Source organism: Escherichia sp. WS3227_2, assembly GCF_046486495.1.
GTDB classification, from domain to species: domain Bacteria; phylum Pseudomonadota; class Gammaproteobacteria; order Enterobacterales; family Enterobacteriaceae; genus Escherichia; species Escherichia coli.
Genome location: NZ_JBJQLG010000012.1, coordinates 1 through 21,216 on the forward strand (window position 1 = coordinate 1; position 21,216 = coordinate 21,216).

The window sequence follows — 21,216 nt, forward strand, 5'->3', positions numbered from 1 at the left end:
CACCAACCTGACTGACGCTGTTGACAGTCTCGGTGATGACTCTCTGCTGTGGAATGATGCAGCGAAAGCATTCAGCGCCGCGCACGGTACTGATGCCACCAGCAAAATCACCAACGTCAAAGACGGTGACCTGACGGCTGGCAGCACTGACGCGGTTAACGGCTCTCAGCTAAAAACCACTAACGATGCCGTGACAGCCAACACCACCAATATCGCCACTAACACCACCAACATCACCAACCTGACTGACGCTGTTGACAGTCTCGGTGATGACTCTCTGCTGTGGAATGATGCAGCGAAAGCATTCAGCGCCGCGCACGGTACTGATGCCACCAGCAAAATCACTAACGTCAAAGACGGTGACCTGACGGCTGGCAGCACTGACGCGGTTAACGGCTCTCAGCTCAAAACCACTAACGATGCTGTGGCAGCCAACACCACCAATATCGCCACGAACACCACCAACATCACCAACCTGACTGACGCTGTTGACAGTCTCGGTGACGATTCCCTGCTGTGGAACGCTACGGCGGGGGCATTCAGTGCCGCACACGGTACTGATGCCACCAGCAAAATCACTAACGTCAAAGACGGTGACCTGACGGCTGGCAGCACTGACGCGGTTAACGGCTCTCAGCTCAAAACCACCAACGATAATGTGGCAACCAACACCACCAATATCGCCACGAATACCACCAACATCACCAACCTGACTGACGCTGTTGACAGTCTCGGTGACGATTCCCTGCTGTGGAACGCTACGGCGGGGGCATTCAGTGCCGCACACGGTACTGATGCCACCAGCAAAATCACTAACGTCAAAGACGGTGACCTGACGGCTGGCAGCACTGACGCGGTTAACGGCTCTCAGCTCAAAACCACCAACGATAATGTGGCAACCAACACCACCAATATCGCCACGAATACCACCAACATCACCAACCTGACTGACGCTGTTGACAGTCTCGGTGATGACTCTCTGCTGTGGAACGCTACGGCGGGTGCATTCAGTGCCAAACACGGCACCAACGGTACTGACAGCAAAATCACCAACTTACTGGCAGGCACTGTATCCTCTGATAGCACTGACGCCATTAATGGCTCACAACTTTATGGCTTAGCTGATTCATTTACGTCATACCTTGGCGGTGGTGCTGATATCAGTGATGCGGGTGTATTAACCGGGCCAACCTACACTATTGGTGGTACTGACTACAATAACGTCGGTGATGCTCTGGCTGCCATTAACACGTCATTTAGCACATCACTCGGTGATGCCCTACTCTGGGATGCGACCGCCAAGGGCGGTGACGGTGCGTTTAGCGCCGGTCGCGGAAAAGATAACACGGCCAGCATCATTACTAATGTTGCAGACGGTGCAATTTCCTCTACCAGCAGCGACGCTATTAACGGCTCACAGCTCTATGACACCAGCAAGTACATTGCCGATACTCTGGGTGGTGACGCAGAAGTCAATGCTGACGGCACAATCACCGCACCGACTTATGCCATCGCTGGCGGCAGTTACAGCAACGTCGGTGACGCGCTGGAAGCGATCGATACCACGCTGGATGACGCTCTGTTGTGGGATGCAACAGCCAATGATGGCAATGGTGCATTTAGCGCCGCTCACGGAAAAGATAAAACAGCCAGTGTAATCACTAACGTCGCTAACGGTGCAATCTCTGCCACCAGCAGCGATGCCATTAACGGTTCACAACTGTATACCACCAACAAGTACATTGCCGATGCCCTGGGTGGTGACGCAGAAGTTAACGCTGATGGTTCTATTACTGCGCCGACTTACACCATTGCAAATGCCGAGTACAACAACGTCGGTGACGCCCTGGATGCGCTCGACGATAACGCTCTGCTGTGGGATGCAACAGCCAATGACGGCGCAGGTGCCTACAACGCCAGCCATGACGGCAAGGCCAGCATCATCACAAATGTTGCTGATGGTAACATTGGCGAAGGCAGCACTGACGCCATCAACGGTTCTCAGCTGTTTAACACCAATATGCTGATCCAGCAGAACAGCGAAATCATCAATCAGCTTGCCGGTAACACCAGCGAAACCTACATCGAAGATAACGGTGCGGGCATTAACTATGTACGTACCAACGACAACGGCTTAGCGTTCAACGATGCCAGCGCTTCAGGTATTGGCGCTACGGCTGTGGGTTATAACGCTGTCGCCTCAGGCGAAAGCAGCGTAGCCATTGGTCAAGGTAGCAGCAGCTCCGTTGATACGGGTATCGCCCTGGGTAGCAGTTCCGTTTCCAGCCGTGTAATAGTTAAAGGTTCTCGTGACACCAGCGTGTCGGAAGAAGGTGTTGTGATTGGTTATGACACCACGGATGGCGAACTACTTGGTGCGTTGTCTATTGGTGATGACGGTAAATATCGTCAAATCATCAACGTAGCCGATGGTTCCGAAGCCCATGACGCCGTTACGGTTCGCCAGTTGCAAAATGCCATTGGTGCAGTCGCTACCACGCCGACCAAATACTTCCACGCTAACTCAACAGCTGAAGATTCACTGGCTGTCGGTGAAGACTCGCTGGCAATGGGTGCGAAAACCATTGTTAATGGTGATGCAGGGATCGGTATTGGCCTGAACACTCTGGTGTTAACTGATGCAATCAACGGTATTGCTATCGGTAGCAACGCGAGTGCAAATCATGCAAACAGTATTGCGATGGGTAGTGGTTCCCAGACCACCCGTGGTGCGCAGACTGACTACACCGCCTACAACATGGACGCGCCGCAGAATTCTGTCGGTGAATTCTCTGTCGGCAGCGAAGACGGTCAACGTCAGATCACCAACGTCGCGGCTGGTTCAGCGGATACCGATGCGGTTAACGTAGGTCAGTTGAAAGTCACTGATGAGCGCGTAGCGCAAAATACCCAGAGCATTACTAACCTGAACAATCAGGTGACGAATCTGGATACTCGCGTTACCAATATCGAAAACGGCATTGGCGATATCGTAACCACCGGTAGCACCAAATACTTCAAGACCAACACCGATGGCGTAGATGCCAACGCGCAGGGTAAAGATAGTGTTGCGATTGGTTCTGGTTCCATTGCTGCCGCTGACAACAGCGTCGCGCTGGGTACCGGTTCCGTGGCCAACGAAGAAAACACCATCTCTGTGGGTTCTTCTACCAACCAGCGTCGTATCACCAACGTTGCTGCAGGTGTTAATGCCACCGATGCGGTTAACGTTTCGCAGCTGAAGTCTTCTGAGGCAGGCGGCGTTCGTTACGACACCAAAGCTGATGGTTCTATAGACTACAGCAACATCACTCTCGGTGGTGGTAATGGCGGTACGACTCGCATCAACAACGTCTCCGCTGGCGTCAACAACAACGACGCAGTGAACTATGCGCAGCTGAAGCAAAGCGTGCAGGAAACGAAGCAATATACCGATCAGCGGATGGTTGAGATGGATAACAAACTGTCCAAAACCGAAAGCAAGTTGAGCGGTGGTATCGCTTCTGCAATGGCAATGACCGGTCTGCCGCAGGCTTACACTCCAGGTGCCAGCATGGCCTCTATTGGTGGCGGTACTTACAATGGTGAATCGGCTGTTGCTTTAGGTGTGTCGATGGTGAGCGCCAATGGTCGTTGGGTCTACAAATTACAAGGTAGTACCAATAGCCAGGGTGAATACTCCGCCGCGCTCGGTGCCGGTATTCAGTGGTAATGATCCATTAACTTAGTGTGACTAAGGGCAATTCTCTGATGAGGATTGCCCTTTTCTTTACCAGACATCTCCCTCCACCAAGAATTGGCCCTACCAATTCTTCGCTTATCTGACCTCTGGTTCACAATTCCCCAATTAAAACTCACATCAATGTTGCCAATGCATAACATTTAGTTAACCATTCATTGTCATTATCCCTACACAACACAATTGGCAGTACCACTTTTACACAACGTGTGACAAGGAGATGAGCATCAGACTCATTACACGATGTGCGTGGACTCCAGGAGACCTGCAATGAATCTCTGGCAACAAAACTACGATCCCGCCGGGAATATCTGGCTTTCCAGTCTGATAGCATCGCTTCCCATCCTGTTTTTCTTCTTTGCGCTGATTAAGCTCAAACTCAAAGGTTATGTCGCCGCCTCATGGACGGTGGCAATCGCCCTTGCCGTGGCTTTGCTGTTCTATAAAATGCCGGTCGCTAACGCGCTGGCCTCGGTGATTTATGGCTTCTTCTACGGTTTGTGGCCCATCGCGTGGATCATTATTGCAGCGGTGTTCGTCTATAAGATCTCGGTGAAAACCGGGCAGTTTGACATCATCCGCTCGTCTATTCTTTCGATAACCCCTGACCAGCGCCTGCAAATGCTGATCGTCGGTTTCTGTTTCGGCGCTTTCCTTGAAGGAGCCGCAGGCTTTGGCGCACCGGTAGCAATTACCGCCGCATTGCTGGTCGGCCTGGGCTTTAAACCGCTGTACGCCGCCGGGCTGTGCCTGATTGTTAACACCGCGCCAGTGGCATTTGGCGCGATGGGTATTCCGATTCTGGTCGCCGGGCAGGTAACAGGCATCGACAGCTTTGAGATTGGTCAGATGGTGGGGCGTCAGCTGCCGTTTATGACCATTATCGTGCTGTTCTGGATCATGGCGATTATGGACGGTTGGCGCGGTATCAAAGAGACGTGGCCTGCGGTCGTGGTTGCAGGTGGTTCGTTTGCCATTGCTCAATACCTCAGCTCTAACTTCATTGGGCCGGAACTGCCAGACATTATCTCTTCGCTGGTATCACTGCTCTGCCTGACGCTGTTCCTCAAACGCTGGCAACCAGTGCGCGTATTCCGCTTCGGTGACTTGGGGGCGTCACAGGTTGATATGACGCTGGCTCACACCGGTTACACCGCAGGTCAGGTGCTTCGCGCCTGGACACCGTTCCTGTTCCTGACCGCCACCGTAACGCTGTGGAGTATTCCACCGTTTAAAGCCCTGTTCGCTTCGGGTGGTGCGCTGTATGAATGGGTGATCAATATTCCGGTGCCGTACCTCGATAAACTGGTTGCCCGTATGCCGCCAGTGGTCAGCGAAGCGACAGCGTATGCCGCCGTGTTTAAGTTCGACTGGTTCTCTGCCACCGGTACCGCCATTCTTTTTTCTGCCCTGCTCTCGATTGTCTGGCTGAAGATGAAACCATCTGACGCTATCAGCACCTTCGGCAGCACGCTGAAAGAACTGGCTCTGCCTATCTACTCCATCGGTATGGTGCTGGCGTTCGCTTTTATCTCGAACTATTCCGGACTGTCATCAACGCTGGCGCTGGCACTGGCGCACACCGGCCATGCATTCACCTTCTTCTCGCCGTTCCTCGGCTGGCTTGGTGTCTTCCTGACCGGATCGGATACCTCATCTAACGCCCTGTTCGCCGCCCTGCAAGCCACTGCAGCACAACAAATTGGCGTTTCTGACCTATTGTTGGTTGCCGCCAACACCACCGGTGGTGTCACCGGTAAGATGATCTCTCCGCAATCTATCGCTATCGCCTGTGCGGCGGTAGGCCTGGTAGGCAAAGAGTCAGATCTGTTCCGCTTTACCGTCAAACACAGCCTGATCTTCACCTGTATGGTGGGCGTGATCACCACGCTTCAGGCTTATGTCTTAACGTGGATGATTCCTTAATGATTGTTTTACCCAGACGCCTGTCAGACGAGGTTGCCGATCGTGTGCGGGCGCTGATTGATGAAAAAAACCTGGAGGCGGGCATGAAGTTGCCCGCTGAACGTCAACTGGCGATGCAACTCGGCGTATCGCGTAATTCACTGCGCGAGGCGCTGGCAAAACTGGTGAGCGAAGGCGTGCTGCTTAGTCGACGCGGCGGCGGGACGTTTATTCGCTGGCGTCATGACACATGGTCGGAGCAAAACATCGTCCAGCCGCTGAAAACGCTGATGGCCGATGATCCGGATTACAGTTTCGATATTCTGGAAGCCCGCTACGCCATTGAAGCCAGCACCGCGTGGCATGCGGCAATGCGCGCCACACCAGGCGAAAAAGAGAAAATTCAGCTTTGCTTTGAAGCAACGCTAAGTGAAGACCCGGATCTCGCCTCACAAGCGGACGTTCGTTTTCATCTGGCGATTGCCGAAGCCTCACATAACATCGTGCTGCTGCAAACCATGCGCGGTTTCTTCGATGTCCTGCAATCCTCTGTGAAGCATAGCCGCCAGCGGATGTATCTGGTACCCCCGGTTTTTTCACAGCTGACCGAACAACATCAGGCAGTCATTGACGCCATTTTTGCCGGTGATGCTGACGGGGCGCGTAAAGCAATGATGGCGCACCTTAGCTTTGTTCACACCACCATGAAACGATTCGATGAAGATCAAGCTCGCCATGCACGCATTACCCGCCTGCCTGGTGACCATAATGAGCATTCGAGGGAGAAAAACGCATGATTATTTCCGCAGCCAGCGATTATCGCGCCGCAGCACAACGCATTCTGCCGCCGTTCCTGTTCCACTATATGGATGGGGGTGCATATTCTGAATACACGCTGCGCCGCAACGTGGATGATTTGTCAGAAGTGGCGCTGCGCCAGCGTATTCTGAAAAACATGTCTGACTTAAGCCTGGAAACGACGCTGTTTAATGAGAAATTGTCGATGCCGGTGGCGCTGGCTCCGGTGGGTTTGTGTGGCATGTATGCGCGTCGTGGCGAAGTTCAGGCTGCCAAAGCGGCGGATGCGCATGGTATTCCGTTTACTCTCTCGACGGTTTCCGTTTGCCCGATTGAAGAAGTCGCTCCAGCTATCAAACGTCCGATGTGGTTCCAGCTTTATGTGCTGCGCGATCGCGGCTTTATGCGTAACGCGCTGGAGCGAGCAAAAGCAGCGGGTTGTTCGACGCTGGTTTTCACCGTGGATATGCCGACACCGGGCGCACGTTACCGTGATGCACATTCTGGGATGAGCGGCCCGAACGCGGCAATGCGCCGCTATTTGCAGGCGGTGACGCATCCGCAATGGGCGTGGGATGTGGGCCTGAACGGTCGTCCACATGATTTAGGTAATATTTCGGCTTACCTCGGCAAACCGACCGGACTGGAAGATTACATCGGCTGGCTGGGGAATAACTTCGATCCGTCCATCTCATGGAAAGACCTTGAGTGGATCCGCGATTTCTGGGATGGCCCGATGGTGATCAAAGGGATCCTCGATCCGGAAGATGCGCGCGATGCAGTACGTTTTGGTGCTGATGGGATTGTGGTTTCTAACCACGGTGGCCGCCAGCTGGACGGTGTACTCTCTTCCGCTCGTGCATTGCCCGCTATTGCGGATGCGGTGAAAGGTGATATTGCCATTCTGGCAGATAGCGGGATTCGTAACGGGCTTGATGTCGTGCGTATGATTGCGCTCGGTGCCGACACCGTACTGCTGGGTCGTGCTTTCCTGTATGCGCTGGCAACAGCGGGCCAGGCGGGCGTGGCAAATCTGCTTAATCTAATCGAAAAAGAGATGAAAGTGGCAATGACGCTGACTGGCGCGAAATCGATTAGCGAAATTACGCAAGATTCGCTGGTGCAGGGGCTGGGTAAAGAATTGCCTGCGGCACTAGCTCCGATGGCGAAAGGGAATGCAGCTTAAGGGTTAGACGAATATCTGCTATCCTGCCCCCGCACTAAGGGGGCAGTATGCTAAACATCGTACTTTACGAACCAGAAATTCCGCCAAATACTGGCAACATCATCCGTCTTTGCGCTAATACCGGCTTTCGTCTGCATATCATCGAACCAATGGGATTTGCCTGGGACGATAAGCGCCTGCGCCGCGCGGGGCTGGACTATCACGAGTTTACCGCCGTTACGCGTCATCATGACTATCGCGCGTTCCTCGAAGCAGAAAATCCCCAGCGCCTGTTTGCCCTCACCACGAAAGGTACGCCTGCTCACAGCGCCGTAAGCTATCAGGATGGCGATTATCTGATGTTCGGCCCGGAAACACGCGGCCTGCCAGCAAGCATTCTTGATGCCCTGCCCGCTGAACAAAAAATTCGCATTCCAATGGTGCCGGACAGCCGCAGCATGAACCTGTCCAATGCGGTGTCGGTCGTGGTGTATGAAGCCTGGCGGCAGCTGGGATATCCGGGAGCGGTGTTGAGAGATTAGTTACTGTATGCCGGATAGATGATTACATCGCATCCGGCACAATCACAGGACGTCAGATCCCATCCCCATATTCAAACGTATGGTTAATACCGTTGAAATGCTGATCCATATCCATTGACGGTTTATCGCTATCCGGCTTGCCGACAATGCGTGCCGGAACGCCAGCGGCGGTGGTATGCGGCGGCACCGGTTGCAGCACCACGGAACCTGCGCCAATCTTCGCGCCGCGCCCAACTTCAATATTGCCGAGGATTTTCGCGCCCGCGCCAATCATCACACCTTCACGAATTTTCGGATGACGGTCGCCACCAGATTTACCCGTACCGCCAAGCGTCACAGATTGCAGAATCGATACGTCGTTTTCAATCACCGCCGTTTCACCGACGACGATGCCCGTCGCATGGTCAAGCATGATACCGCGGCCAATTTTTGCTGCCGGGTGAATATCAACCTGGAACGTCACAGAAACCTGGTTTTGCAGAAAGATTGCCAGTGCGCGGCGGCCCTGATTCCACAGCCAGTGACCGATACGATAGGCCTGCAAGGCATGAAAACCTTTCAGATATAACAATGGCGTCGAATATTTATCGACTGCCGGGTCGCGGGTACGCACCGCCTGAATATCACAGGCCGCAGAGGCGATCATTTCCGGGTCGGCGGCGTAGGCTTCTTCCACCACTTCGCGGATAGCAATGGCAGGCATAATTGGCGATGACAGCTTGTTCGCCAGCATGTAGCTCAGTGCACTGCCCAGGTTTTCGTGCTTGAGTAGCGTCGCGTGGTAAAAACTGGCCAGCATTGGCTCACAGTCCGCCAGGGTTCTGGCTTCAGCTTTAATATTGTTCCAGACAATTTCCAGTTCTTCACACGACATTGCTTACTCCACACGATGAGATAATGACCGGCCCGTTCTGCGCGGGCCGGGTCATAGCGGTAACAAAGTTCCCTGGGATTAGTGGCTGCTGCGCTCGTCCTTGCGTGCACGACCTAATAACGTCAATGCTGCCTCGCGCGCGTTTTTTCCGCAATATAATACTTGATAAATTTCCTCGGTTATTGGCATTTCAACGCCGAAGCGATGCGCCAGTTCGCGGACTTCTTTCGTATTGCGGTAGCCTTCAACCACCTGACCAATCTTCTCCTGCGCGCTTTGTACATCCATGCCCTGACCGAGCATCATGCCAAAACGGCGGTTACGCGACTGGTTGTCGGTACAGGTCAGCACCAAATCGCCCAGCCCCGCCATGCCCATAAAGGTGGCAGGATCGGCCCCCAGCGCCGCACCAAGACGCGACATTTCAGCCAGCCCACGGGTGATCAGCGCCGTACGCGCATTCGCACCAAAACCGATACCGTCGGACATCCCCGCGCCAATGGCGATGACGTTTTTCACCGCGCCGCCAAGCTGCACGCCAATGAAATCCGGGTTGCTGTAAACGCGGAAACTTTTGCCGCAGTGCAGCAGCTGCTGGAGATCATCGGCAAAGGTCTGGTCGGTCGAGGCCAGCGAAATAGCCGTCGGTAAACCTGCCGCCAGTTCTTTCGCAAACGTTGGGCCAGAGATAACCGCCAGCGGAATTTGATCGCCTAACGCCTCACGCGCCACGTCCTGCAACAGACGCCCGGTTTCCGCTTCCAGACCTTTGGTCGCCCACACCAGACGCGCATCAGGACGCATCAGCGGTTTAATCTGACGCAGCACTTCACCAAAGACATGGCTGGGTACGACGACGAGAATATTACGGCTGGCTGCCAGCGCAGTGGCGAGATCGCTTTCAAGATGGAGCGTATCGGGAAAAGGCACATCGGGGAGAAACGCGGCGTTACAGCGGTCGCGTTCAAGCGTTGCGATATGTTCAGGGTCATGGCCCCAGAGGACAACCTCGTGGCCATTTCTTGCCAGGGTGATGGCAAGAGCGGTGCCGTACGAGCCGGCACCGATCACAGTCATTGAAGCATTACGTTGGTTCATCAGGCATCCTGATGTTCTTCAGTACCTTCGCCAGCCTGCTGCTGCAAATAGTTCATGAACAGCGCATCGAAGTTAACCGGCGCAAGGTTCAGTTGCGGGAATGTACCGCGGGATACCATGCTGGTGATGCACTCACGAGCATACGGGAACAGAATGTTCGGGCAGTATGCACCCAGGCAATGTGCCATCTGGGTGCCTTCGATACCCGCGATGGAGAAAATACCGCCCTGCTGAACTTCACACAGGAACGCGGTTTCTTCGCCCAGGGAGGCCGTTACGGTAACACGCAGTACCACTTCGTAAACGTCATCTGCCAGTTGAGAAGATGCCGTATCCAGATCAAGTTTAACTTCTGGCTGCCAATCTTTCTGGAAAACGTGCGGCGCGTTCGGCGCTTCGAAAGAAATATCCTTGGTATAAATACGTTGGATCTGGAAAGTCATTTCGGTGTTGTTTTGTTCTGACATGTGTAGAAAACCCTTAAGTGTTGTCCTTAAATACTGCGCAATGTAATGCCAACGTTCACACGTTATTTCAGCAGGGGATCCAGTCCACCACGTGCATCCAATGCATACAAGTCATCACAGCCGCCAATGTGCTGTGCGTCAATAAAAATCTGGGGAACCGTGGTGCGCCCGCTGCGTTTGATCATCTCTTCACGCTTAGCGGCGTTGCCATCGATCGGCAACTCCTGAAAACTCACGCCCTTGCTGCTCAGCAGTGCTTTCGCACGATGGCAATACGGGCAGGTTTCTTTGGTATAGATTTCAACATTGGCCATAACTTAGCTCCTGTTTTTTTACCCTGAAATTTCATGTTGCAGGGCGGCTGCAAAATGGAGTGTCCCCAGAAGCTTATAACAATAAGTCGCTGGGGGCCTAATTGCAGCTAACGGCCTGCATCATGAAAGACGACAGGTAAATTATTTGCCGCGCACCAGAGGTAAGTTTTCGCCAGCCCAGCCAGCAACGCCCTCTTTCAGCACGAATACTTGCGCAAAACCAGCTTTCGTCAGCGCGTTTGCAGGCTCCTGGCACTGCATGCCAGAACCGTCTACCACGATAACCGGTTTGTCTTTGTGCTTCTCAAGCTCACCAACATTGTTGGCTTTGATTTCGCTCGGCAACAGGTTGATAGAACCTGCGATATGGCCTTTACGGAAGTCATCACGCTGACGTAAATCCACAACCACAGCGTCTTCTTTGTTGATCAGACGCGTAGCTTCACCACGAGTAATCACCTTCACTTTCGAGGTCAGGCTCTTAAACGTAGTCACAAGAACCGCCACCAGTAACGCGATCCAGGCGATACTCAGTATGGGATGACGGCCAACAAATTGCATAATTTCTTGCATGGGGGGTAACAACTCCCGACGTAGTGATTAAAAAAACCAGGAAAGGAGTATACCTGCGCGGTGCGGCAAATACAGCCAGCGCGTTAACTGGAATGCAATTTTGCGGGGCGCGACGAAAAAAAAGCGCAAATCTGGCATCGGCTTGCTGCGAGCGGTCGTATATTTTGATCTTCAGAGGCTATTTTATCGATTCAGCTGTAGTAAAATTACGCAAATTTTGACTCTTGAGTATGAGGTTGTCGCAATGTCGGTTTCTAAAAAACCTATGGTACTGGTGATTCTGGATGGCTATGGCTATCGTGAAGAACAGCAGGATAACGCCATTTTTAGTGCTAAAACCCCGGTAATGGATGCACTGTGGGCCAATCGTCCGCATACCCTGATCGACGCTTCCGGTCTGGAAGTCGGTCTGCCTGACCGTCAGATGGGTAACTCCGAAGTAGGCCACGTTAACCTGGGTGCCGGCCGCATCGTGTATCAGGACCTGACTCGTCTGGACGTTGAAATCAAAGATCGCGCTTTCTTCGCTAACCCGGTACTGACTGGCGCGGTAGATAAAGCGAAAAACGCAGGCAAAGCAGTTCACATTATGGGTCTGCTGTCCGCAGGCGGCGTACACAGCCACGAAGATCACATCATGGCGATGGTAGAACTGGCCGCTGAACGCGGCGCAGAAAAAATCTACCTGCACGCATTCCTTGACGGTCGCGACACTCCACCGCGCAGTGCCGAATCCTCGCTGAAAAAATTCGAAGAAAAATTTGCCGCACTGGGCAAAGGCCGCGTAGCGTCCATCATTGGTCGTTACTACGCCATGGACCGCGATAACCGTTGGGATCGCGTTGAAAAAGCTTATGACCTGCTAACTCTGGCGCAGGGTGAGTTCCAGGCCGATACCGCCGTTGCTGGTTTGCAGGCTGCTTATGCTCGCGACGAAAACGACGAATTCGTGAAAGCGACCGTTATCCGTGCAGAAGGTCAGCCAGACGCGGCAATGGAAGACGGCGATGCGCTGATTTTCATGAACTTCCGTGCTGACCGCGCACGTGAAATCACTCGTGCATTCGTGAACGCTGATTTCGATGGCTTCGCGCGTAAGAAAGTGGTTAACGTCGATTTCGTGATGCTGACCGAATACGCCGCTGACATCAAAACTGCGGTTGCTTACCCACCCGCTTCCCTGGTTAACACCTTCGGCGAGTGGATGGCGAAAAACGACAAAACTCAGTTACGTATTTCCGAAACCGAAAAATATGCCCACGTTACTTTCTTCTTCAACGGTGGCGTAGAAGAGTCGTTCAAAGGCGAAGATCGCATTCTGATCAACTCACCGAAAGTGGCTACCTACGATCTGCAACCGGAAATGAGCTCCGCAGAGCTGACCGAAAAACTGGTTGCGGCAATCAAGAGCGGCAAATACGACACCATTATCTGTAACTATCCGAACGGCGACATGGTAGGTCACACCGGGGTGATGGAAGCGGCGGTTAAAGCGGTTGAAGCGCTGGATCACTGCGTGGAAGAAGTCGCGAAAGCAGTTGAGTCCGTGGGTGGACAACTGCTGATCACCGCTGACCACGGTAACGCTGAACAGATGCGCGATCCGGCAACGGGTCAGGCACACACGGCACACACCAACCTGCCAGTTCCGCTGATTTATGTTGGTGATAAGAACGTGAAAGCGGTTGAAGGCGGCAAACTTTCTGACATCGCGCCGACCATGTTGTCGCTGATGGGTATGGAAATCCCGCAAGAGATGACTGGTAAGCCGCTGTTCATCGTGGAATAATCCCTCCCCATGAGGGGAAAGGCGATTAATACCATGACACGGGCCGTGAAACCGCGCAGGTTTGCAATCAGGCCCATCATCTACGCCAGCGTTCTTAGCGCTGGCGTATTGTTGTGCGCCTTTTCCGCCCACGCGGATGAGCGTGACCAACTCAAATCTATTCAGGCAGATATCGCCGCGAAAGAGCGCGCGGTACGCCAAAAGCAACAACAACGCTCCAGCCTGCTTGCTCAGTTGAAAAAGCAGGAAGAAGCGATCTCGGAAGCCACCCGTAAGCTGCGCGAAACGCAAAACACGCTCAATCAACTGAATAAACAGATTGATGAGATGAACGCGTCGATTGCCAAACTGGAGCAGCAAAAAGCCGCCCAGGAGCGCAGCCTCGCCGCACAACTGGATGCCGCATTCCGTCAGGGCGAGCATACCGGTATTCAGCTGATTCTCAGCGGTGAAGAAAGCCAGCGTGGACAGCGTTTACAGGCTTATTTCGGCTATCTCAACCAGGCGCGACAAGAAACCATTGCTCAGTTGAAACAAACGCGTGAAGAAGTCGCTATGCAACGCGCCGAGCTGGAAGAGAAACAGAGCGAGCAACAAACGCTGTTGTATGAGCAGCGCGCCCAACAGGCGAAGCTGACCCAGGCGCTGAACGAACGTAAAAAGACGCTGGCAGGGCTGGAGTCTTCCATCCAGCAAGGTCAGCAACAGTTGAGCGAGCTGCGCGCCAACGAATCCCGTCTGCGTAACAGCATTGCCCGTGCGGAAGCCGCGGCGAAAGCGCGTGCTGAACGAGAAGCGCGTGAGGCCCAGGCGGTTCGCGACCGCCAGAAAGAAGCGACGCGCAAAGGCACCACCTACAAACCGACCGAAAGCGAAAAATCGCTGATGTCCCGAACTGGTGGCCTGGGTGCGCCGCGTGGTCAGGCATTCTGGCCAGTTCGCGGGCCGACGCTGCATCGCTATGGCGAGCAGCTACAGGGCGAATTACGCTGGAAAGGAATGGTTATCGGTGCCTCTGAAGGTACTGAAGTTAAAGCAATTGCCGACGGTCGGGTGATTCTGGCTGACTGGCTGCAAGGCTACGGTCTGGTGGTGGTGGTTGAGCATGGTAAAGGCGACATGAGTCTTTACGGCTATAATCAGAGCGCACTGGTGAGCGTTGGTTCGCAGATTCGCGCGGGCCAGCCGATTGCACTGGTGGGCAGCAGTGGCGGTCAGGGTCGGCCTTCACTCTATTTCGAAATTCGCCGCCAGGGTCAGGCGGTCAATCCACAGCCGTGGTTGGGAAGATAAGTTTTGTTTCCATTTCGTCGTAACGTTCTTGCATTTGCCGCTCTGTTGGCGCTCTCCTCCCCCGTAATTGCTGGCAAGCTTGCCATCGTCATTGATGATTTTGGGTATCGCCCGCACAACGAAAACCAGGTGCTGGCGATGCCTTCCGCTATCTCCGTCGCTGTATTACCCGATTCACCGCACGCCAGAGAGATGGCGACCAAAGCGCATAACAGCGGTCACGAAGTGTTGATTCATCTACCGATGGCACCACTGAGTAAACAGCCGCTGGAGAAAAATACGCTACGCCCGGAGATGAGCAGCGACGAAATTGAGCGCATTATTCGTAGTGCGGTCAATAACGTGCCCTATGCCGTGGGGATCAACAACCACATGGGCAGCAAGATGACCTCTAACCTGTTTGGTATGCAGAAAGTGATGCAGGCGCTGGAGCGTTACAATCTTTACTTCCTCGACAGCGTAACCATCGGTAATACCCAGGCGATGCGCGCAGCGCAAGGCACTGGCGTGAAGGTGATCAAACGGAAAGTGTTCCTCGACGATTCGCAAAATGAAGCGGACATCCGTGTGCAATTCAATCGCGCAATTGACCTGGCACGTCGCAACGGTTCGACCATTGCCATTGGGCATCCTCACCCTTCAACGGTACGCGTGTTACAACAGATGGTTTATAACCTGCCGCCAGACATTACGCTGGTGAAAGCCAGCAGCTTGCTGAATGAACCGCAGGTTGATACGTCTACACCGCCGAAAAACACTGTGCCCGACACACCGCGTAATCCGTTCCGTGGCGTGAAGCTCTGCAAACCGAAGAAACCGATAGAACCTGTTTATGCTAATCGCTTCTTTGAAGTATTAAGCGAAAGCATCAGCCAGAGCACGCTGATCGTTTACTTCCAGCATCAGTGGCAAGGCTGGGGCAAACAGCCTGAAGCGGCGAAGCTTAACGCTAGCGTAAATTAAAGGCGCTACGCGTAATGCGATGGTGCGACCGCGTTTTGTCGCGCCATTGCCATAAGCGGAAAGACCACAGTAACGCCTGATAACCCACCTTCACGCTGCGCACATTGGTAATCAGGCGCTTATACATACCGGAAGTAAATATCTCGGCAATCATCCGTTGGCGGGTAATAATATCCGGCTCTTTGCGCACCGCATGGCAAACACGCAATGCTTCGTAAGTTATTTGCTGATGAAATTCCGGATAAATCGTAATTTTGTCGGCATAATTTCGATTTAATTTCTCTAGCAGGCGGGTAATCTTAATATAGTGACGTTGATAATTAAGGTTTTTATTCCCTTGTCTGTTCAACCGACTCACTGACGTATTATGCAGATAATATTTATATAACGATTGCTCGGTATATCGCGCACGCAGCGCGTTAAACATGAATTCTGTTGTCCAGACAATATCCTGATGATGTAATCCGGCAATAAATTTAATGTTATTTTTTACAATAACATCGCGGCGATAAATCCCCATCCAGACAACGTGAGTCCAACGGCGGGAAGAAAGCCCCATCCGCAACCAATCCGGGCCGGTTAATACGCCGGTTGAGCGAAGGCGATCGGTGGGGATGGATTGCCAGGTTTCTCCCGTTTCACGAAAACACCAGTCAGCGTTGCACTGCGCCACGTCGAGGTCGTCCTCTAACGCCATGGTCATCAGCGTTTCGTACATGGTGGGATACACCTCATCGTCAGCATCGACAAAAGCGACATATTTGCCCGTCGCCGCCTCGATCCCACGATTACGCGCCACCGATGCGCCAGCATTCGCCTGATGCAACAAACGAACGTGCGGATAGTTTTCTGCGTAATGCTTTGCTATTTCAACAGAATTATCCGTTGAACCATCGTTAATAATAATGATTTCCAGAGCAGTCCAGGTTTGCGTAATTAAAGATTCCATACACGTGCGGAAATCATCGCCCGCATTATATAACGGGATAATAACACTAAGTTTATTGGTGCTGTTCATCATAAATTACCGACGACCTCTGAAGTTATCCTGACGTTTTACAGGCTTTGTATTAAGAAACTATTAAGCCTGTGAGATATTATTTTTACAGGTGAGAGAGTCACTTCAGGGTAGAGAGATAATGAGAACAGCTATATAAGAGATCAGCGCAATTACCCATTCTTTATTTTACTGACAGCATTTTACATATTTAACAGATTATCCTCAGGAAAAAGGGCTGGAATACCAGCCCTTGTTTGTGTTAATCCCAGCTCAGGATAACTTTCCCGGACTGGCCCGAACGCATGGCGTCAAAGCCCTTCTGGAAATCATCGATAGAGAAACGATGGGTAATGATCGGCGAAAGATCGAGGCCAGACTGAATCAGCGCCGCCATCTTGTACCAGGTTTCAAACATCTCACGACCGTAAATACCTTTAATGAACAATCCTTTAAAGATCACTTTGGTCCAGTCGATAGACATATCAGACGGTGGAATACCCAGCATCGCAATACGACCGCCGTGGTTCATGGTGTCGAGCATGGTACGAAACGCTGGCGGCGCACCGGACATTTCCAGACCGACATCAAAGCCTTCGGTCATGCCCAGTTCTGCCATCACATCATTGAGGTTCTCTTTAGCGACGTTAACCGCACGGGTGATACCCATTTTACGCGCCAACTCAAGGCGGTATTCGTTAACATCAGTAATCACCACGTTACGTGCACCAACGTGTTTCGCCACCGCCGCCGCCATAATACCAATCGGGCCTGCACCAGAGACCAGCACATCCTCGCCCACCAGATCAAACGACAGCGCGGTATGCACGGCGTTACCGAAGGGATCAAAAATGGAAGCCAGATCATCGGAGATATTGTCAGGGATTTTGAAGGCGTTGAACGCCGGAATCACCAGATACTCGGCGAAGCAGCCCGGACGGTTAACACCGACGCCGATCGTGTTGCGGCACAGATGGGTACGACCGCCACGACAGTTGCGACAGTGACCGCAGGTGATATGGCCTTCGCCAGAAACGCGATCGCCAATCTTGAAGCCTTTCACTTCCTGACCAATACCTACCACTTCACCGACATATTCATGGCCCACGACCATCGGCACCGGGATAGTTTTTTGCGACCACTCATCCCAGTTATAGATGTGAACGTCAGTCCCGCAGATGGCTGTTTTACGGATTTTAATCAGCAGATCGTTATGCCCGAGTTCCGGTACAGGAACGTCGGTCATCCAGATGCCCTCTTCCGCTTTCAGTTTGGATAACGCTTTCATCTCACATCCTCAGGCGATAACGCCCAGTTGTTTACCAATACGCGTGAATGCTTCTACTGCACGCGTAATTTGCTCAGGGGTATGCGCCGCAGACATCTGGGTACGAATACGCGCCTGACCTTTCGGAACGACCGGATAGAAGAAACCGGTGACGTAAATCCCCTCTTTTTGCAGCTCACGAGCAAATTTCTGCGCTACTACCGCATCGCCAAGCATGACCGGAATAATGGCGTGATCGGCTCCCGCCAGGGTAAAGCCCGCCGCCGACATTTGCTCACGGAACTGACGCGCGTTCGCCCACAGACGGTCACGCAGCTCGCTACCCGCTTCGACCATCTCCAGCACTTTGATGGAAGCGGCAACAATGGCCGGTGCCAGCGAGTTGGAGAACAGGTACGGACGAGAACGCTGGCGCAGCCACTCAACCACTTCTTTGCGCGCCGCGGTATAACCACCAGAAGCCCCGCCCAGCGCTTTACCAAGCGTACCGGTGATAATATCGACCCGGCCCATCACATCGCAGTATTCATGGGAACCACGACCATTTTCACCGACAAAACCGACCGCGTGGGAGTCGTCTACCATCACCAGGGCATCGTATTTATCTGCCAGATCGCAAACGCCCTTCAGGTTGGCAATCACGCCGTCCATTGAGAACACACCATCGGTGGCAATCAGCACATGACGCGCACCGGCTTCACGCGCTTCTTTCAGACGTGCTTCCAGCTCCTGCATATCGTTGTTGGCATAACGATAGCGTTTAGCTTTGCACAGACGCACACCATCAATAATAGACGCGTGGTTCAGTGCGTCGGAGATAATGGCGTCTTCCGCGCCCAACAGCGTTTCGAACAGGCCACCGTTAGCATCAAAGCAGGAAGAGTAGAGAATCGCATCTTCCATCCCCAGGAAGGCCGCCAGTTTTTGTTCAAGCTCTTTATGGCTGTCCTGAGTGCCGCAAATAAAACGCACCGAAGCCATGCCGAAACCGTGAGAATCCATTCCCGCCTTTGCCGCCGCAATCAGATCCGGATGATTCGCCAGTCCGAGATAGTTATTGGCACAAAAGTTAATGACGTGGCTTCCATCAGCCACAGTGATATCTGCTTGCTGCGCAGACGTAATAATGCGCTCTTCTTTAAACAACCCTTCCGCCCGTGCGGTTTCCAGATCGTTGGTTAACTGCTGATAAAATTCTCCACGCATTGCGATTCTCCAGACAGGGCAAATTCCAGCACATATTACCCAAACTTATAGGTCGCGACGAGATGACGCGTTAACACTTCTGCAAAATTCAGGATAAATAACGTCCATCAATCTCACTTTTGGCGAATGGCTGAAGCCAACGCCGTGTAGTGATATGATAGAAGCATTCGTGTCTGAGATTGTCTCTGACTCCATAATTCGAAGGTTACAGTTATGATCATCGTTACCGGCGGCGCGGGCTTTATCGGCAGCAACATCGTTAAAGCCCTGAATGACAAAGGCATCACCGATATTCTGGTGGTGGATAACCTGAAAGACGGCACCAAGTTTGTGAACCTGGTGGATCTGGATATCGCGGACTATATGGATAAGGAAGACTTCCTGATCCAGATTATGGCTGGCGAAGAGTTCGGCGATGTCGAAGCGATTTTCCACGAAGGTGCGTGCTCTTCCACCACCGAGTGGGACGGCAAGTATATGATGGATAACAACTATCAATACTCCAAAGAGCTGCTGCACTACTGCCTGGAGCGCGAAATCCCGTTCCTGTACGCTTCTTCTGCAGCCACTTACGGCGGTCGCACCTCCGACTTTATTGAATCCCGCGAATATGAAAAACCGTTGAATGTCTACGGTTACTCAAAATTCCTGTTTGATGAATATGTTCGCCAAATCCTGCCGGAAGCCAACTCGCAGATTGTTGGCTTCCGCTATTTCAACGTTTATGGACCGCGTGAAGGCCATAAAGGCAGCATGGCGAGCGTCGCTTTCCATCTCAACACTCAGCTTAACAACGGTGAATCACCGAAGCTGTTCGAAGGTAGCGAGAACTTCAAACGTGACTTCGTCTATGTGGGCGACGTGGCAGATGTAAACCTGTGGTTCCTGGAAAATGGCGTTTCCGGCATCTTCAACCTCGGTACTGGTCGTGCGGAATCCTTCCAGGCGGTAGCCGATGCAACGCTTGCTTATCACAAGAAAGGCCAGATCGAATACATTCCGTTCCCGGATAAACTGAAAGGCCGCTATCAGGCGTTCACGCAGGCAGATCTGACGAATCTGCGCGCGGCGGGTTATGACAAACCGTTCAAAACCGTTGCCGAAGGCGTAACGGAATATATGGCCTGGCTGAATCGCGACGCATAAGAGCTCTGCATGAAAATACTGGTGATCGGCCCGTCTTGGGTTGGCGACATGATGATGTCGCAAAGTCTCTATCGCACGCTCCAGGCGCGCTATCCCCAGGCGATAATCGATGTGATGGCACCGGCATGGTGCCGTCCATTATTATCGCGGATGCCGGAAGTTAACGAAGCTATCCCTATGCCTCTCGGTCACGGAGCGCTGGAAATCGGCGAACGCCGCAAACTGGGTCATAGCCTGCGTGAAAAGCGCTACGACCGCGCCTACATCTTACCCAACTCCTTCAAATCTGCATTAGTGCCTTTCTTCGCGGGTATTCCTCATCGCACCGGCTGGCGCGGCGAGATGCGCTACGGTTTACTCAACGATGTACGTGTGCTCGATAAAGAAGCCTGGCCGCTAATGGTGGAACGCTATGTCGCGCTGGCCTATGACAAAGGCGTTATGCGCACAGCACAAGATCTGCCGCAACCATTGTTATGGCCGCAGTTGCAGGTGAGCGAAGGTGAAAAATCATATACCTGTAATCAATTTTCGCTTTCATCAGAACGTCCGATGATTGGCTTTTGCCCGGGTGCGGAGTTTGGTCCGGCAAAACGCTGGCCACACTACCACTATGCAGAACTGGCAAAGCAACTGATTGATGAAGGTTATCAGGTGGTTCTGTTTGGCTCGGCGAAAGATCATGAAGCGGGCAATGAGATTCTTGCCGCTTTAAATACCGAGCAGCAGGCATGGTGCCGGAACCTGGCAGGGGAAACACAGCTTGATCAAGCGGTTATCCTGATTGCAGCCTGTAAAGCCATTGTCACTAACGATTCTGGCCTGATGCACGTTGCGGCGGCGCTCAATCGTCCGCTGGTTGCCTTGTATGGTCCGAGTAGCCCGGACTTCACACCGCCGCTATCCCATAAAGCACGCGTGATCCGCCTGATTACCGGCTATCACAAAGTGCGTAAAGGTGACGCTGCGGAGGGTTATCACCAGAGCTTGATCGACATTACTCCCCAGCGCGTACTGGAAGAACTCAACGCGCTATTGTTACAAGAGGAAACCTGACGG

General features: G+C 52.9%; 18 protein-coding genes. 10 read left to right on the top strand and 8 right to left on the bottom strand.

What is annotated here, in order from left to right; translation table 11 throughout:
• The 5 genes from ACJHXB_RS17035 to trmL form a co-directional block, all read left to right on the top strand.
• Window positions 1–3,712, top strand: a 3,712-nt coding sequence (locus ACJHXB_RS17035; RefSeq protein WP_410233516.1) for a YadA-like family protein, incomplete at its 5' end; no start/stop codon positions are given.
• Between the two features lie 297 nt (window positions 3,713–4,009).
• Window positions 4,010–5,665 (top strand): L-lactate permease, encoded by a 1,656-nt coding sequence (gene lldP / locus ACJHXB_RS17040; protein WP_410233517.1) that lies wholly within the window; start codon window positions 4,010–4,012, stop codon window positions 5,663–5,665.
• Window positions 5,665–6,441, top strand: a complete 777-nt coding sequence (gene lldR / locus ACJHXB_RS17045) for a transcriptional regulator LldR (RefSeq protein ID WP_001304974.1) — start codon at window positions 5,665–5,667, stop codon at window positions 6,439–6,441. The genes lldP and lldR overlap by 1 nt, the downstream gene beginning before the upstream one ends.
• Window positions 6,438–7,628, top strand: a complete 1,191-nt coding sequence (gene lldD / locus ACJHXB_RS17050; RefSeq protein WP_000586942.1) for a quinone-dependent L-lactate dehydrogenase — start codon at window positions 6,438–6,440, stop codon at window positions 7,626–7,628. Before lldR ends, lldD begins: the two co-directional genes overlap by 4 nt.
• Window positions 7,629–7,675: 47 nt before the next feature.
• Window positions 7,676–8,149 (top strand): tRNA (uridine(34)/cytosine(34)/5-carboxymethylaminomethyluridine(34)-2'-O)-methyltransferase TrmL, encoded by a 474-nt coding sequence (gene trmL / locus ACJHXB_RS17055; RefSeq protein ID WP_000932347.1) that lies wholly within the window; start codon window positions 7,676–7,678, stop codon window positions 8,147–8,149.
• Between the two features lie 52 nt (window positions 8,150–8,201).
• Here trmL and cysE read toward each other — a convergent pair whose 3' ends face one another.
• From cysE to ACJHXB_RS17080, 5 genes are all read right to left on the bottom strand, one after another.
• Window positions 8,202–9,023 (bottom strand): serine O-acetyltransferase, encoded by an 822-nt coding sequence (gene cysE / locus ACJHXB_RS17060; protein ID WP_001277561.1) that lies wholly within the window; start codon window positions 9,021–9,023, stop codon window positions 8,202–8,204.
• 78 nt (window positions 9,024–9,101) lie between these two features.
• Window positions 9,102–10,121, bottom strand: coding sequence for an NAD(P)H-dependent glycerol-3-phosphate dehydrogenase (gene gpsA / locus ACJHXB_RS17065; RefSeq protein WP_001076194.1), 1,020 nt, complete (start codon window positions 10,119–10,121; stop codon window positions 9,102–9,104).
• Window positions 10,121–10,588, bottom strand: a complete 468-nt coding sequence (gene secB, locus ACJHXB_RS17070) for a protein-export chaperone SecB (RefSeq protein ID WP_000003377.1) — start codon at window positions 10,586–10,588, stop codon at window positions 10,121–10,123. Before secB ends, gpsA begins: the two co-directional genes overlap by 1 nt.
• 62 nt (window positions 10,589–10,650) lie before the next feature.
• Window positions 10,651–10,902, bottom strand: coding sequence for a glutaredoxin 3 (grxC, locus tag ACJHXB_RS17075; protein WP_000024392.1), 252 nt, complete (start codon window positions 10,900–10,902; stop codon window positions 10,651–10,653).
• 141 nt (window positions 10,903–11,043) lie between these two features.
• Complete coding sequence (locus tag ACJHXB_RS17080; RefSeq protein WP_001156181.1) at window positions 11,044–11,475, bottom strand: rhodanese-like domain-containing protein; 432 nt, start codon at window positions 11,473–11,475, stop codon at window positions 11,044–11,046.
• 244 nt (window positions 11,476–11,719) lie between these two features.
• Here ACJHXB_RS17080 and gpmM point away from each other — a divergent pair, with 244 nt between their 5' ends.
• The 3 genes from gpmM to ACJHXB_RS17095 are packed head-to-tail and all read left to right on the top strand — an operon-like array spanning window position 11,720 to window position 15,520.
• Complete coding sequence (gene gpmM, locus ACJHXB_RS17085; RefSeq protein ID WP_000116566.1) at window positions 11,720–13,264, top strand: 2,3-bisphosphoglycerate-independent phosphoglycerate mutase; 1,545 nt, start codon at window positions 11,720–11,722, stop codon at window positions 13,262–13,264.
• Window positions 13,265–13,297: 33 nt separating this feature from the next.
• Window positions 13,298–14,557, top strand: a complete 1,260-nt coding sequence (gene envC / locus ACJHXB_RS17090; protein ID WP_000196270.1) for a murein hydrolase activator EnvC — start codon at window positions 13,298–13,300, stop codon at window positions 14,555–14,557.
• 3 nt (window positions 14,558–14,560) lie between these two features.
• On the top strand, window positions 14,561–15,520 hold the full coding sequence (locus ACJHXB_RS17095; RefSeq protein ID WP_000483830.1) for a divergent polysaccharide deacetylase family protein: 960 nt from the start codon (window positions 14,561–14,563) through the stop codon (window positions 15,518–15,520).
• On the opposite strand, the gene waaH is transcribed toward ACJHXB_RS17095, so the two are convergent.
• The 3 genes from waaH to kbl all read right to left on the bottom strand — a co-directional run bounded on the left by waaH (window position 15,507) and on the right by kbl (window position 19,011).
• Window positions 15,507–16,541: a UDP-glucuronate:LPS(HepIII) glycosyltransferase gene (gene waaH, locus ACJHXB_RS17100; RefSeq protein ID WP_000982076.1), complete on the bottom strand. Its 1,035-nt coding sequence runs from the start codon at window positions 16,539–16,541 to the stop codon at window positions 15,507–15,509. The genes ACJHXB_RS17095 and waaH overlap by 14 nt on opposite strands.
• A 238-nt stretch (window positions 16,542–16,779) precedes the next feature.
• Window positions 16,780–17,805 carry an L-threonine 3-dehydrogenase gene (gene tdh, locus ACJHXB_RS17105; RefSeq protein WP_000646014.1) on the bottom strand — a complete coding sequence of 342 codons (1,026 nt, stop codon included), beginning with the start codon at window positions 17,803–17,805 and terminating at the stop codon, window positions 16,780–16,782.
• A gap of 9 nt (window positions 17,806–17,814) precedes the next feature.
• The gene (kbl, locus tag ACJHXB_RS17110) at window positions 17,815–19,011 is read right to left on the bottom strand and encodes a glycine C-acetyltransferase (RefSeq protein WP_001213834.1); all 1,197 of its coding nucleotides are present in this window, start codon (window positions 19,009–19,011) and stop codon (window positions 17,815–17,817) included.
• Between the two features lie 213 nt (window positions 19,012–19,224).
• On the opposite strand from kbl, the gene rfaD reads away from it, so the two are divergent.
• Together rfaD and rfaF are read left to right on the top strand one after the other, a co-directional pair.
• Entirely contained in the window at window positions 19,225–20,157 is a 933-nt protein-coding gene (rfaD, locus tag ACJHXB_RS17115) for an ADP-glyceromanno-heptose 6-epimerase (RefSeq protein WP_000587750.1), read from the top strand.
• A gap of 9 nt (window positions 20,158–20,166) precedes the next feature.
• A complete protein-coding gene (gene rfaF / locus ACJHXB_RS17120) occupies window positions 20,167–21,213 on the top strand; it encodes an ADP-heptose--LPS heptosyltransferase RfaF (RefSeq protein WP_000699214.1) in 1,047 nt (348 codons plus the stop codon).
• Window positions 21,214–21,216 lie beyond the last annotated feature (3 nt).